General features: G+C 60.9%; 8 protein-coding genes. 5 read left to right on the top strand and 3 right to left on the bottom strand.

All coding sequences use genetic code 11. The features are described from left to right. Positions 1-201: 201 nt before the first annotated feature. The gene (locus tag ACWR1S_RS11800; RefSeq protein WP_454563602.1) at positions 202-6,612 is read right to left on the bottom strand and encodes an amino acid adenylation domain-containing protein; all 6,411 of its coding nucleotides are present in this window, start codon (positions 6,610-6,612) and stop codon (positions 202-204) included. A 486-nt stretch (positions 6,613-7,098) separates the two neighbouring features. On the opposite strand from ACWR1S_RS11800, the gene ACWR1S_RS11795 reads away from it, so the two are divergent. From ACWR1S_RS11795 to ACWR1S_RS11780, 4 genes are all read left to right on the top strand, one after another. Beyond that, a complete protein-coding gene (locus tag ACWR1S_RS11795) occupies positions 7,099-7,893 on the top strand; it encodes a helix-turn-helix transcriptional regulator (RefSeq protein WP_454563601.1) in 795 nt (264 codons plus the stop codon). A gap of 32 nt (positions 7,894-7,925) precedes the next feature. After that, a complete protein-coding gene (locus tag ACWR1S_RS11790) occupies positions 7,926-9,320 on the top strand; it encodes an efflux transporter outer membrane subunit (RefSeq protein ID WP_454563600.1) in 1,395 nt (464 codons plus the stop codon). A gap of 156 nt (positions 9,321-9,476) precedes the next feature. Further along, positions 9,477-10,082, top strand: coding sequence for an SCO family protein (locus ACWR1S_RS11785; RefSeq protein ID WP_008079652.1), 606 nt, complete (start codon positions 9,477-9,479; stop codon positions 10,080-10,082). Then, entirely contained in the window at positions 10,082-10,561 is a 480-nt protein-coding gene (locus ACWR1S_RS11780) for a copper chaperone PCu(A)C (protein ID WP_454563599.1), read from the top strand. The genes ACWR1S_RS11785 and ACWR1S_RS11780 overlap by 1 nt, the downstream gene beginning before the upstream one ends. A gap of 74 nt (positions 10,562-10,635) precedes the next feature. On the opposite strand, the gene ACWR1S_RS11775 is transcribed toward ACWR1S_RS11780, so the two are convergent. Next, positions 10,636-11,133, bottom strand: coding sequence for a hypothetical protein (locus tag ACWR1S_RS11775; protein WP_454563598.1), 498 nt, complete (start codon positions 11,131-11,133; stop codon positions 10,636-10,638). A gap of 127 nt (positions 11,134-11,260) precedes the next feature. Continuing rightward, the gene (locus ACWR1S_RS11770) at positions 11,261-12,277 is read right to left on the bottom strand and encodes an ABC transporter substrate-binding protein (protein ID WP_454563597.1); all 1,017 of its coding nucleotides are present in this window, start codon (positions 12,275-12,277) and stop codon (positions 11,261-11,263) included. Positions 12,278-12,686: 409 nt separating this feature from the next. Between ACWR1S_RS11770 and ACWR1S_RS11765 the strand changes: the two genes are divergently transcribed. Further along, a complete protein-coding gene (locus ACWR1S_RS11765) occupies positions 12,687-14,897 on the top strand; it encodes an LTA synthase family protein (RefSeq protein ID WP_454563596.1) in 2,211 nt (736 codons plus the stop codon). The last annotated feature ends 47 nt before the right edge of the window (positions 14,898-14,944 follow it).

Here is a 14,944-nt window from a genome sequence, read left to right as displayed (position 1 = left end):
GGCGCGCAGCCTGGAAAAACTAAAACATCGGGGCGTGGGTGTCTGACATGGGAAGCGGGGACAAGCCATACCGGACAGGGGCCACACAACCTCCCCTGTAGGAGTGAGCCTGCTCGCGATGGTGTCAGGTCAGGCAATATGTTCGTGACTGACCCACCGCAATCGCGAGCAGGCTCACTCCTACAGGGATTGTGGTCGCCGTCAGAGCCGGCGTTTGCGGTTGAGGCTCGGGATGGTGGTCTGGGCGATCTCGACGTGCGTGGCCTGCCGCGAGGTCTGGGCCGCCAGCGCGGCCAGGGTCGGCTGGCTGAACAGCGTGCGCGCGTCGACGTGCAGCCCGGCCAGACGCATGCGCGCGACCAGACTGACCGCCAGCAGCGAATGCCCGCCCAGTTCGAAGAAGTTGTCGTGGCGCCCGACCTGCTCGACCTTGAGCACCTGCGCCCAGATCTGCGCCAAGGCATTTTCCACGTCACCTTCGGGTGCCTCGTAAGGACGGCTGAGCAGTGCCTCCGCCCCCGGCTCCGGTAATGCCTTGCGGTCGATTTTGTCGTTGGGCGTCAGGGGCAGCGCCGCCAGCATCACATAGGCACCGGGCACCATGAACTCCGGTAACTGCGCCAATACATGCGCTCGCAATGCTTCAAGCGTTGGCGCAGTCAGCTCGGCACGCAGGGTGTAATAAGCCACCAGCCGCTCATCGCGCACCAGCACCACTGCCTCACGGATCGCCGGATGCTCCAGCAGGCGCGCTTCAATTTCGCCCAGCTCAAGGCGCACCCCGCGCAGCTTGACCTGGAAGTCATTGCGACCGAGGAATTCGAGGTTGCCATCGGCGCCGTAGCGCACCAGATCACCGGTGCGATACAAGCGATCACCGGCCACGAACGGACTGTCGATAAAGCGTTCGGCCTGCAGTTGTGGCAAACCCAGATAGCCGCGCGCCACGCCCACCCCGCCAATGTGCAAATGCCCGCTGACGCCAAACGGCACCGGTTGATCGCCGTCATCGAGCACATACAGTCGCGTGTTACTCAGCGCCTTGCCGATCGGCACCAGTGTCGGCGGTACCGGCTCGCCGGGTTCCAGCGTCCAGCCGCTGCTGTCGACCGTGGTTTCGGTCGGCCCATAGACGTTGTGCAGGCGCACCCACGGCAGGCGCTCGCGCACTTGCCGGGCCAGCGCAACGGTCAACTCGCCGCCACCGTTGAGCACATCGGTCAGGCTGGTGCACTGGCTGACATCGTCCTGCTCGATAAACTGCTGCAACAACGCCGGCACGAACTTGACCACGGTAATGTTCTGCTCGCGGATCACTTGCGTGACATACGCCGAGTCGCGGTTGCCATCGGCACGCGCCAGCACCAGGCGCATGCCCGAGCACAGCGGCCAGAAAATCTCCCACACCGAACTGTCGAAACTGTACGGGGCCTTTTGCAGCAATGCCCCGTGTTCGCCGGGCGGCGCCAGTTGCGAGCCCCAGTGCACCATGTTGCAGGCGCTGCGGTGCTCGATCATCACGCCCTTCGGCGTGCCGGTGGAGCCTGAGGTGTAGATCATGTAGGCCAGATTCGCCGCGCCGAGATCCGGCACCTGCGGATTGTCGTGCGGATGATCCCGCCATGCACCGAGGTCGAGATCGATCAGCGGCACGCCGGGTTCGCCAAGCAGATCGCGCGTCGCGGCGTGCACCAGCAGCGCAACCGGCGCGCTGTCCTGCAACATGTAGTTGAGGCGTTGCAGCGGATAATCCGGATCGAGCGGCACATAAGCACCGCCAGCCTTGAGAATGCCCAGCAGACCGATCACCAATTCCGGCCCGCGCTCGACGCAGATCGCCACCCGCGAATCCGGCTGCACGCCCAGCCCACGCAGATGATGGGCCAAGCGGTTGGCCTGCTCGTTCAGCTCGCGATAGGTCAAGCATTGCTCGGCGAATTGCACGGCGATGGCATCCGGTTTGCGCTGCACCTGTTGTTCGAACAGCGCCTGCAGCGGCTGATCCATCGGGCAATCGACTGCCGTATCGTTGCACTCGATCAGCAGCCGTTGCAGTTCTTCTTGAGGCAACAACGGCAGACTGTTCAACGGTCGTTGCGGCGTGGTTTCCAGCGCCTCGATCAAGCCGCTGATGGCCGCTTGCACGTAGCCGCCAATCCGCTGCGCGCCAATGCTCGACACGGTTCGGGTGGTCAGACGCAAGCCTGTGCCGAGATCGTCGACGCTCAGGGTAAACGGGTAATTGGTGCGCTCCTCGTTGGCCAGGGTCTCGATGCCCTGCCAGGTTTGCCGGGAGGCTTTTTGCTCGACATCATCGCTGTGCCGATAGTTGAGCAAGGCACTGAACAACGGCGCCGGCGCGGCGACGCCACTGCAACGTTGCGCCAGCGCCAACGAGGCGTGCTCATGAGCGAGCAAAGCGGTCAGGCGTGCATGGGTGGACTTCACCGCAGCGCGCGCACCCTCGCCGACATCGACCCGCAGCGGCAAGGTGTTGATAAACACTCCCAGTGCCCGGTCGGCACCCGCGCCGCCCTGCATGCGGCCCATCAGCACCGTGCCGAACACCACGCTTTGCTGGCCGCAAGTCGCCGCCAGCACTTGCGCCCAGGCGAGGTGGATCAGGCTGGCGACACTCACACCGGCCAGACGTGCCTGCTGCTGCAGGCGCGGATAGAGCTCAGGCGCCAGGGTTTGCTCGGCTTCTTCGATGTTGCTGCCATCACCCTGCACATTCTGCAAAGCGAACGGCAAGGTCGGCTCTTCGATGTCGCCGAGCATCTGCCGGAAAAACGCTTCATGCTCTTGTTCACTGACACCCAATCGCGTCTGCGCCACATAGTTGCGGTATGGCACCGGTGCCGCCAGCGGTTCGGCGCTCCCGGACAGGCAGGCGTGGATTTCTTCGCGCATCGCCTCCAGCGCGATGTGATCCATCGCCAGGTGATGGAACAGCAAGATGCCGACCACCCGGTTATGCGCGGGATCGCGGGCATATATCAGGCGCAGCAGCGGTGCCTGACTGACGTCGAGGCGATAACGCCGCGCGTCGAAGCGCTGATGTAATTGATCGATGATCGCGCCGCCAGCAGGGTCAAGTTCGACTTCCTGCATCGGCAGAATCGCCTCGCGCCAAACGACCTGAACCGGTGACGTCAGCCCTTCCCAAACCACCGCCGTACGCAGGATGTCGTGCCGCGCCATGACCTGACGCAGTGCAGCAGCGAAGGCCTCGACCCGCTCGAAGCTGTCGAACGCCAGCAGTGATTGCAGCAGGTACGGATCGCCCTGCGCGGCGGTGATGTGGTGATAAAGAATGCCTTCCTGCAACGGCGCCAACGGGTAGATGTCCTGCACATTGGCGGCACCACCCGGCACGGTTGCGACGATGCGCTCGATCATTGCCTGATCCAGCTGCACCAGCGGCAGCAGTTCAGGGGTGATCTGCGTGCAATCGGCGGCAATGCGGTTGGCCGGCACCTCGACTTCACGACCACTACCCTCCGCCGCTGCCAGCGCCGCCAGTGTCGGCTGGCTGAACAGCACGCGAACGTCGCTGCTCATGCCGATCTGGCGCATACGCTCGATCAGGCCCACTGCCAACAACGAGTGCCCGCCCAGCTCAAAGAAGTGGTCGTGACGCCCTACCCGTTCAACCTGCAAGACCTCGGCCCAGATCTGCGCCAGGGCGATTTCGACGTCACCTTGCGGCGCCTCGTACTGACGACGGACCAGCGCCTCCGGGCCCGGCGCGGGCAAGGCTTGACGGTCGAGTTTGCCGTTGGCCGTCAGCGGCAAGCTCGCCATTTGAATGTAGGCGGCCGGCAGCATGGCGGCTGGCAAACGCGATGACAGGTGTGCGTGCAGTTGCAGGATGTCCAGCGCTTCACGCTCGGTGAACCATGCCAACAGTTGGCCGTCGCGCACCAGCACAACCGCTTCCTGCACCGCATCATGGCTGGCAAGAGCGGCCTCGATTTCGCCCAGTTCGACACGCACACCGCGCACCTTCACCTGGTCATCATTACGACCGATGTACTCAAGGTTGCCGTCGGCGCGCCACCGTGCGAGATCGCCGGTGCGGTACATGCGCGCATCCGGCTGCACACTGAACGGGTCGTCGAGGAAGCGTTCGGCGGTCAGGTCCGGACGATTCAGATAACCCCGGGCCACCCCGGCGCCGCCCACATACAACTCGCCAATGATGCCGATCGGCACCGGGCGCTGTTGATCATCGAGCAGGTAAGTCGTGGCATTGCTGACGGGTTTGCCGATGTGCAACGCCTGCCCCGGTGTGATCAACCCCGACGTGGCGACCACCGTGGCCTCGGTCGGGCCGTAGTTGTTGATCACCGCAAAACCCGGCGCGCGGTTGAACTGGCGCAGACGATCACCGCCGATCAACAAGGTGCGCAAGGTCGGGTGATCGAGTTGTTTGCTGAAGGCGTATTCGGCAATCGGCGTTGGCAGGAAGCTGACGTCCAGCGGCTGGGCACGCCACCAGTCGAGCAGCGCGTCGATGTCTTCGCTGCCTTCGCTGGCGGGCGACAAATGCAGCGTTGCCCCGGCACACAACGCCGGCCAGACCTCCCATGCCATCGCGTCAAAACCGAAGCCGGCAAGGCTCGACGTATGCTGCCCCGGACCGAGACCGAACGCCGCGCAATGCCAGTCGACCAGATTGCCCAGCGTGCGATGTTCAACCATTACGCCCTTGGGCAACCCGGTTGAGCCGGAGGTGTAAATCACATAAGCGAGATTGGCCGCGCTCAACTGTGCAACGTCGGGATCGCTCAAGTCGTCGAGCGACCATTCACGCCGATCAACTTCGATAACCGGCAGCGTCGTGGCGGGCAAGCGATCACGCAAATCACTTTGCGTCAGCAGCGCCACCGGCGCGCTGTCGCCGAGCAAATAACGCAGGCGCTCGGGCGGATGCGCCGGGTCAATCGGCACATAAGCGGCGCCAGCCTTGAGAATTGCCAGCAGCCCGACCAATGTTTCCAGGCCCCTGCGCGCGACGATCGCCACCCGGTCATCCGGCCGTACACTGAGGCTCAGCAGATGATGGGCCAACGCATTGGCTTGCTGGTTCAGTTCGGCATAGGTCAGCGTGCGGTTCTGATAAGTTGCAACCACTGCGTCCGGCTGTTCAGCCACCCGCGACGCGAAGCGCTGATGAATCATCGGGTCTTGCGCATAACTGACTCGGGTGTCGTTCCAAGCGTCGAGCCGGGCGAGTTCTGCCGCACTATTGAGGTTGAAATCGGCGATCGCCAGGTCCGGACATTCCAGGCCTTGCTCCAGTATCAGCAACAAGCGCCCGGTCAACGACGCGATCTCGTCTGCCGTGAAATAGGCCGGGGAATACACCAGATGCAGCCAGGCCTTGTCGTGGTAACGGTTGCTGCGCAGGTGAATGGCCAGCGGAGTTGCCTCGTGCTGGTTGGAGACCTTGACCGAGTGTCCCGACGCCTCACCGTAACGGTAGTCATGGTCGTCCTGCTCGTACGACACCGACAGCTCGAACAGTTGCGAGCGGTCTTCTCGCAACAGGCCCAGCGCGCGGTTCATCTCGCTCAGCGGGTAGCGTTGATGACGAAAATCCTGCTTCAGACCATCGCCGATGGCCTTGATCAACTCGCCAAATGACAAGGCTCGACCAAAGCTCATGCGCATCGCACTGACCTGGGTGAACAACCCCAAGGTGCTTTTGAAACGGGCACCGGAGCGATTGAGAATCGGCAAGCCAACGACCCACTCATCACGCTGGGCAGTGCGACTGAAATACACGTGCAGCGTCGCCAGCAAGACATGAAAGGCCGAGGCGCGCAGTTGCCGCGCAGTGTTTTTCATGCGCTCGTGCAACAGGGCTGGAAAAGCCTCGACGTGGATGCGAGCAGGCGCCGCTTCAGCGTCGAGGGGTTCGCGATGACGGGGGGTCAACAACGGTTCGGGAATACTGCGGTACTTGTCCAGCCAGTAGCGTTGATCGAGTTCATAGCGGGGTGACTGGTGGTAACGCGCGTCATCTTCGATAAAGCCGACATAGGACGGTGCTGCCACACGCAGGCGCTCGCCACGGCACAACGCGCTATAGAAGTCGCCGACCGACTTGAACAGCAGCGCGAATGCCCAGCCATCGATGATCAAGTGGTGGGCCTGCGCCGCCAGCCAGTGGCGATGCTGATCGAGGCGAATCAGGCTGAAGCGGAACAACGCGTGCCCGTTCAATACAAAGGCCTGCGCCATCTGCGCTTCTACCAGCGTCCGGGCCGCCGCCTGTGGATCGGGTTGCCCGCTGAGATCAAGCAGCGGCATGGCCACCGGCAGCGCCTGCGCAAACCCTTGCAACGGCAGCCCGTCGTGACCAACGTCGCAGAGCAGAACAATGCGCAAGGCATCATTTGCTGCCACCAGAGACTCGAGCGCCGATTGCAGCAATGCCGGATCCAGCGGCCCGGTCAGTTCGACGTAACCGCCAATGTTATACAGCGGCGAATCTCCACGGCTCAGTTGGTCCAGCCAGATATCCCGTTGCGCGGCGGTCAGCGGGAATGTCTCGACAGGCACGGACAGATCGTCCGCCACGTTGGCAGAAGTAGGCTGCATAAGATCCTTCTCATGAAATTTTGCCGGTATTCAAGCATCGGCCCCGCCACCGACATGACACCTGAAACCCGGACAACCACGACGCGGGTACGCGCCTGTCTGACGTTGAGGGCGTGTTTATCGCAAGCTTTGTCTAAAAGTTCGCAGAGGAAATACTGAAAAGCTTGTAGGAAAAAAACCACACACCAGCGCCGCCATTTGCCCGAGCGCTGCCGATCAGAATTCACCATCACCCGGTTTTCCGGGGCTTGAGCGTGACTGAACAGTCACTCTCGCCGTTACGCCGGCGATCAACACCGTCAGAACCCCGGCGCCAACAATCAGAAATAGTGGCACTTTGTGTCCCCGTTTTCCCCTACAGACGTAGGACAAATCCATAGGCTTAAATCCCGCTCCAGATCATGTTCAAGGAGAAATGACTGCGTGGGCGGCTTTTACAGAGACGGCAGACGATTCAGTGATGGCTCTGAACCAGGGATGAAGGATATGAATCTGACCGGCAGTATTCGCAATATGGAAAACCCGCATTTTTACTGGCAACTGGGAGAGCTGATTGCAAGCACCGGCGATGATCATTTCGCCACGAACATGTTCCAGTTGGTCGACACGCTGGTGCCGGTCAATCGAGTGGATCTCAGTGAGTGGACGCTGGATGAGCGTCAGGCGAGCGTGGTCGATATCAAGCCGTTGGGCAGCGCCGGTCTGACGCAGACCTGTGCACCGGCCGATCCGCTGGAAAGCCCCGACGATCATCCGTTGTTGCAGAAAATGATCGAGATGAACGACTCGTTGCTGATTCAACTGAAAGCCTCGCTCCAGCCTCGTCACCCGCAACACAGCGCCCATCAATGCAATCTGGTGTCGCGCACATCCAATCGCCGCTGCGTCATTTCCTTTTATCGACCGAGCACCCAGCGGGTGTTTTCCCTGCCCGAACTATCGTTTCTCAAGCGTCTGTCCGACACCCTGCTGCCGCTGATCGAACACCACGCGCAGATCAGCCGGCAAATCCTCGCCAGACAACCTCGTCAGCCCTTGGCCGACCTGGATCAGGCACCGTTGGCCCAGGTGTTCGATGAGCGCCTGGCGATCAGCGACATCGCCCTGTCGGTGCGCGAAAAAGAAGTCTGCCTCGGCCTGTTGACCGGCGGCACCGTGCCGCAAATGGCGGAAAAGCTGCGGGTCAAAAACAGCTCGATCGAGACGTACCTGAAACGCGCCACAGCCAAACTCGGCGTCAGTGGCCGTCATGGTCTGGCGAAATGGATGGCCGGGGCCTGAGCACAACGCTCTTTTATGCATGAGGCAGTTCGATGTTGACGTTGCGACTTTCCCTGCTGTCCATCGCGGTGCTGATGGGCGGCTGTTCATTGATTCCCGAGTATCAGCGGCCCGTTTCACCCAGTGCCGCGCAATATCCGACAGCCACGCAAGCGGCCACGAACAGCGAGGACTGGCGCACGCTGTTCACCGACCCGGCGCTGCAACAACTGATTGAAAGCGCGCTGGTCAACAACCGCGACCTGCGCGTGGCGGCACTCAACGTCGAAGCCTTCCAGGCGCAATACCGCATTCAGCGCGCCGACCTGTTCCCGGCGGTGTCGGCCAACGCCAACGAGTTGCGCCAGCGCATGCCGCCGAGCGTGACCCAAGGCAAAGCGCTGATCAACTCGACGTACTCGGTCAACCTCGGTATCAGCGCTTATGAGCTGGATTTCTTCGGTCGCGTGCGCAGCCTCAGCGAAGAGGCCTTGCAGACCTGGCTCTCGACGGAAGAAGCACGGCGCAGTGCCGAGCTGAGTCTGGTCGCCAATGTCGCCAACGCCTACCTGACCTGGCGCGCCGATCAGGAGTTGCTGGAACTGACCCGCGACACCCTCGCCGCCGATGAGCAGAGCCTGCACCTGACCACCCGCAACCGCGAGGCCGGCAAATCGTCAGCGCTGGAACAGGCGCAAGCGAAGACCAGCGTCGACAGCTCACGGGCCAATCTGGCGCGTTATCAGCGGCAGGTCGCGCAAGACTTGAACAGCCTGACCTTGCTGGTCGGCGCACCGGTGCCGGACGCCCTGCCCGCCCGTCCGCTGGCCAGCGATCTGGTGCAGCAACTGCCCGCCGGGCTGCCTTCGGATCTGCTGCAACGACGCCCCGACATTCTCCAGGCCGAGTACAGACTGAAAGCGGCCAACGCCAATATCGGCGCAGCGCGGGCGGCGTTTTTCCCGAGTGTCAGCCTGACCGCCAATGCCGGCACGTCGAGCCGCGATTTGTCGGGATTGTTCGGCGGCGGCTCTGGCGCCTGGACCTTTCAGCCGCAGATCAGCCTGCCGATCTTCAACGCCGGCAGCCTGCGCGCGAGCCTGGATTATTCGAAGTTGCAGAAAGACGTCGCAGTGGCCGAATACGAAAAATCCATTCAAACCGCGTTTCAGGAAGTCGCCGACGGCCTCGCCGCGCGCAGTACGTATCAGCAGCAATTGCAGGCGCAACGCGACCTGGTCGAGGCCACGCAGACTTATTACAACCTCGCGCAGAACCGTTACAAGAACGGCGTCGACAGCAGCCTGACGTTCCTCGATGCGCAGCGTTCGCTGTTCAGTTCGCAGCAGGGTCTGATCACCGATCGCCTCGCGCAACTGGTCGCCGAGGTCAATCTATACACCGCGCTGGGCGGCGGCTGGAGCATTGAGGCGTCACGCGTGCAGTGAGCCATCGTCACTTTTTCTTACACCTTTTGTCGCTCGATCCTGTGCCGTGCGGCGATCCGTGGCCGGCGCCTGCCTGCAGTTTGGTATCATGCGCCGCTTTTACGGTTAACCCCCCGCCAGTCCTGCTGACTGACGGGCTGCAAAAGGCGGTATTAGATGACGGCTTTGTTGACTCGCCGCAAGGTGCTTGCGGGAATGGGCGTGCTCGGGCTAGGCCTGCTCGCCGGCTGCGACACCCGCGGCCAACTGTCGTACAAGTACGGCAAGGATCTGAGTAACAAGATCATGGGGCGCACCTTCAAACTGAAGAACACCGACGGCGAAACCATGACGCTGTCGAGCTTTCGCGGCATGATGCCGATGGTCTTCTTCGGCTTCACCCAGTGCCCGGCAGTCTGCCCGACCACCCTCGCCCGCGCGGCAAAAATCAAGAAGCTGATGGGCGCCGATGGCGACCGTTTGCAGGTGATTTTCATCAGCCTCGATCCCGAGCGTGACACGCCGGAAATCCTCGACGCCTACATGAAAGCCTTCGACCCGACCTTCGTTGCGCTGTACGGCACGCTTGAGGAAACCGCGGCCACGGCCAAGGAATTCGACGTGTTCTACGAGAAAGTCCCGGCCGGCGACACCTACACCATCTCGCACACTGCCACCAGTTACGTTTACGACTCCAATGGCGGCTTGCGCCTGGGGCTGTCCACTTCGCTTTCGGCAGAACAATGCACTGAAGATTTGCTTACTGTTATGGAGGTTTGCTGATGCAACCTGTTCTGAACCACATCAAACGCGCTGTTATCGGTCTGTCTCTGCTGGGCCTGGCGTTCCAGGCATCGGCGCAGACCAAAGTCGACGACGCCTGGGTGCGTGCCACCGTGCCGACCCAGTCCGCCAGCGGTGCGTTCATGACCCTCACCGCCGACAGCGACAGCAAGTTGCTCAGCGTCGCGACGCCCGTGGCCAAAGACGTGCAGATTCACGAAATGACCATGAAGAACGACGTCATGAGCATGGGCCCGGTGAAGTTCGTCGAGCTGCCGGCCGGCAAAGCCGTCAAGCTTGATCCGAACGGCTACCACGTGATGCTGATGGGCCTGACCGGTCAGCTCAAAGAAGGCGAAAGCGTGCCGCTGACCCTGACCGTGGAAAACGCCAAGGGCGAGAAAGAAACCATCGAGGTCAAAGCGCCGGTTCGCCCGCTGACCAACATGGAAGGTCACGATCACAGCAAAATGCACTGATCTGACTGAGCGGCAATAAAAAAGGGGCGGCCTGATCGATGATCAGGCCGCCCCTTTTTTGTTTTAGGTATGCATTAACGCTTGCGGGCCAAAGCCCTGCGCACGCTTTCTCGTGACATCCCCGAGGCGGAACGGGTCACGGTTTCAACGACGGTTGCCTTGGCCAACTGTTCCTTGCGTTTTTCCACCTGACGCCACTGGTAACCGAGATATCCGCCTGCCGCCACAATCCCCAGCCAACCGAACACCGAACTGACGAAAAACCACAGCGCCAGTGTGATCCACACGGTTTTCGAGTTGAACAACTTCAGACTGTCATCGGCAGGCAGCGATTCAACCGGTTCAATCGCTGCCTGCGTCACCGGTACTCTGTGCACGCCATCCAGATCAATGCGCCAAGCGAAGTCCGCGCCGGCCACCGGAATGTCTAGCTGATTGCCTTCAGCACGATGCACCCGAATTTCGCCATCGACGAGCGACATCGAGCTGAAACTGATCTGGGTTTCATAGCGAATCTCGCCGTTGACCTGGGTCACGACCGTTCGTTTTTGGTCGATGGGGGTGTCGCGCATGTCGATTCCTTGAGCGTTCCACGTCGGACGACGTGCGAAGGGATAATCCATTGGGCTCGAATGCTACTGAGTGGCTATTACGCTGTCCAGAAACAACCCACGGCGTTCCCTCCTTGACCCGGCGTTATCAGCTCCCCGCGCCACCATGCGCTTCCTCAAAGAAATAATCCTTCCAGCTGTCGGCCTTGTTCTTCAGTACGCCCAGTTCCTGCAATTTCTCGGCATAAATAAAGGTGCGCTGCGGCACCACGGTGAAATCGATTTCCGGGTCCTTGACGATTTGCTCGACCAAGGCCAGCGGCAATTTCGACTGTTCGACACGAATGTACGCCTGAGCCGCCGCCGGTTTGTCGGCCTTGATGATTTTCTCAGCCTCAGCCAAAGCGTCGTAGAACGCCTTGTAGGTCTTCGGGTTTTCGTCGTGGAATTTTTCTGTGGTGTAGAGCACGTTGAACGTCGCCTGGCCGCCGAGCACGTCGTAGGAACTCAACACTTTGTGCACGTTGGGATTCTGCAGGGCCTGATACTGGAACGGCGGGCTGGAGAAGTGCGAGTTGATTTCCGAGCCGCCGGCAATCAGCGCCGCCGTTGCATCGGGGTGCGGCAGGCTGACTGAGATGTCGTCGAACTTTTTGTATTGCGCGTCACCGAACTCCTTGGCGGTTTCGATCTGCAAGGTGCGTGACTGGAAGCCCACGCCGGCAGCCGGCACGGCAATCCGATCCTTGTCGGTGAAATCCTTGAGCGTTTTGATGTTCGGGTTATTGGTCAACAAATAGTTGGGCATCGAACCCAGTGCGGCGATGGCTTTGACGTTCTGTTTGCCTTTGGTGCGATCCCACACCGTGAGCATCGGCGGCACACCGGCAGACACCACGTCGAGCGAGCCGGTGAGCAACGCTTCGTTCATCGCCGTGGCGCCGGAAATGCTGTTCCAGTCGACCTTGATGTCGAGGCCCTGCTCCTTGCCGTGTTTTTCGATGAGGTTCTGATCGCGCACCACATCGAGGATCAGGTAACCGATGCCGAATTGCTGGGCGATGCTGATCTTGCCTTCGGCCTGAGCGCCGGTGCTGAACAACGCACTCGCCGCCATAGAAGCGGCCAACAGAGTCAGTGCGGAACGTTTGAACGGTGTGGCCATGACAACCTCGCAGCATGGGGTGGTTCGCTGAAAGGCCTGACTTTATAGATATAAAAAACAGAAATTAAATATCTTTATCGCATATCTATAGCACGGGTTGTTGAGCGGAATGAGGATGCGAGCCTTTTGATTCTGAGGTTTAAAAAGATCGCAGCGTTGCGCAGCGCCTACATTGGATGCCGGTGATGGCTTGGCGGCTTAAACAGCCTGAAACAATAAATCCATCGCTGACAATATCGCCGATTGCCGTTTGACCCGTGGGCCGGTCAGGCCTGCAGACACTCCATCACCTTCAGAGGCCACCGCACCAGCGCATCAGTTGCGCGTTTAAAAGGGCGATCAGACAGCCTACCCTTGGTATCATCGCGCACACTTTTATGACGATTTAATGGCTGGAAGGTCTTTTTTTGTGAGCGCTTTTTTTAACTGGTTGCGGCAGCCGTATGCCCGCCTCTTTTCGTTGATTTTTCTCGTGTTGATTGTGCCGGTGTGCCTGCGTGCAGCACTGGGCTGGTCGGCACCGTTGGGTTATTTGTCGGACCTGGCTATTGGCAGCCTGTTGGTGGTGTTGCTGCATCGTCGTGCCTGGTGGCTGGCCTTGCCGGTGCTGGTGTTCTGGGGCTTGCTGGCCGTGGCGACCGCTGAACTGGTCAGCGCCGTCGGGCGCCTGCCGACGCCTTCGGATATTCATTACCTGATCGATCCGCAGTTCGTGGAGAACTCCACGGGTGGCGGGCTGGCGCACCCGGCGCTGGGCATCACTTTGCTGCTGGCTCTGGTGTTCTGGCTGCTGACCCAATTTGCCGGCCGTGGCATGCCGCGTCCGACCCTGCCCCGCGCGGTCTGGGTCGCGCCGCTGGTACTGTTCGCCGCGCACTGGGGCGCGCAAAACCTGTGGCCGAGCGAAGCGGATCCGTGGCGCCAGTACAACCTGCCGCACCAGTTGCTGGCCACCGAAGTCGCCGATTTGCAGATTCAGGCCGAGGAATGGCTGGACGGCGATGTCGAAGAACCCGCGCCGGCCATGGCCGGACTCACCGACGTCGACCTCAACGGGCAAAAACTGCTGGCCGCGCCGGGGCAAGCGCGAAATGTGCTGATCATCGCCCTGGAAGGCATTCCCGGTGCCTACATTCGCGCCAACCGCGAGGCGATCGGCAGCCACTATCAGGAAGACCTGATGCCCAACCTCAGCCGCTGGGCCGAGCGCGGCATGAACACCCCGGATTATGTACTGCATACGCACCAGACCATTCGCGGTCTGTACGCGATGCTCTGCGGCGATTACGACAAACTCAACAACGGCACGCCCAAAGGCGTGGAGATGCTCACCCTCAACGAGCGCAATCAAGCCTGCCTGCCGGCGCAACTGCGTGAGCACGGCTTCAGCACGCACTATCTGCAAGGTGCCGGCCTGCGCTTCATGGCCAAAGACAAGATCATGCCGCACATCGGTTTCGATGCGACTCATGGCCTGGAGTGGTTCAGCAACAGCAACTATCTGGAGTTCCCGTGGGGCAAGGATGACAAGGCCTTCTTCGAGGGCGCGCTCGATTACGTCGGCCAACTGAAAAAGCAGAAAAAGCCGTGGATGCTGACATTGCTGACCGTCGGCACCCATCAGCCCTACTCCGCGCCCGAGGAATATCTGGAGCGCTACGAAACGCCGAAACAGGCCGCTGTCGGTTATCTCGACGATGCGCTGCAACAGTTCCTCAACGGCCTCGAGCGTCAGGGCGTTCTGAAAGACACGCTGGTGGTGATCACCTCGGACGAATCCCACGGCATCGACGGCGTGCGCCTGGCCTCGTCGTGGGGTTTCAATCTGACCCTGGCGCCGGAGCACGAACAACTGCCGCGACTGAACAAAGGCGTGTATGGCCACGTTGATCTGAGCACCTCGATCCTCGACTATTTCGATCTGCCGGTGCCTTCCGCGCTGAGCGGTCGTTCGCTGTTTCGCGACTACGACAGCGGCCGCGAAATCATGTCGTTCACCAACGGCAAACTGCGCTATCACAACGGTCAGGGGATCTTCTCCGAGTGCGACATGCCGCGCCGCTGCCGTTACTACGAAAGCGCCGGTTTCATCGCCGAAAGCGCCACGTACAAAGGCAACTACAGCGGCCACCCGGCCCGGCAGATCGCCGCTCGTGCCAATGCCCTCGACCTGTCACTGCTGCGTACACCGCTCAATCATCGCTATCAGTTCGGCAGCACCAACGTCATCCCGCTGCAAGCGCAGATCAACGATGACTGGGCCGACAATCTGATCGGCGCGCAGTACCTGGAAATGCCCAAAGGCTCGCACACCCGCGTACGCCTGACCGTGCGCTCGGTCGATCCACAGCAGGCCGCGTACATTCAGCTCAAGGCCAAGGAGTTTGAACAGGACGTGCAGATCGGTCTGCCGCAAGAGATGGTCGCAACCGCCGAGCAGCCACTGGAAATGAACTTCAGCTTCGACAACCCGCAAGAGCGCAAAGCGTTTTCTTTCCATTTGCTGGGGTATGGATTGGGCGCAGTTGAAGTGACGGACTTCAGTGTGATCACCGAACTGCCGGGGCAAGAGGACATTCTTGACGACGTGCCGGAGGATGACACCGCTCAATCCACCTGATCACGCCCGTGTCGGAGCTGCCGCAGACTGCGATCTTTTGCTTTTAA

The organism is Pseudomonas sp. AIG (assembly GCF_977020205.1).
This window is presented reverse-complemented; position numbering and strand designations above follow the sequence as displayed.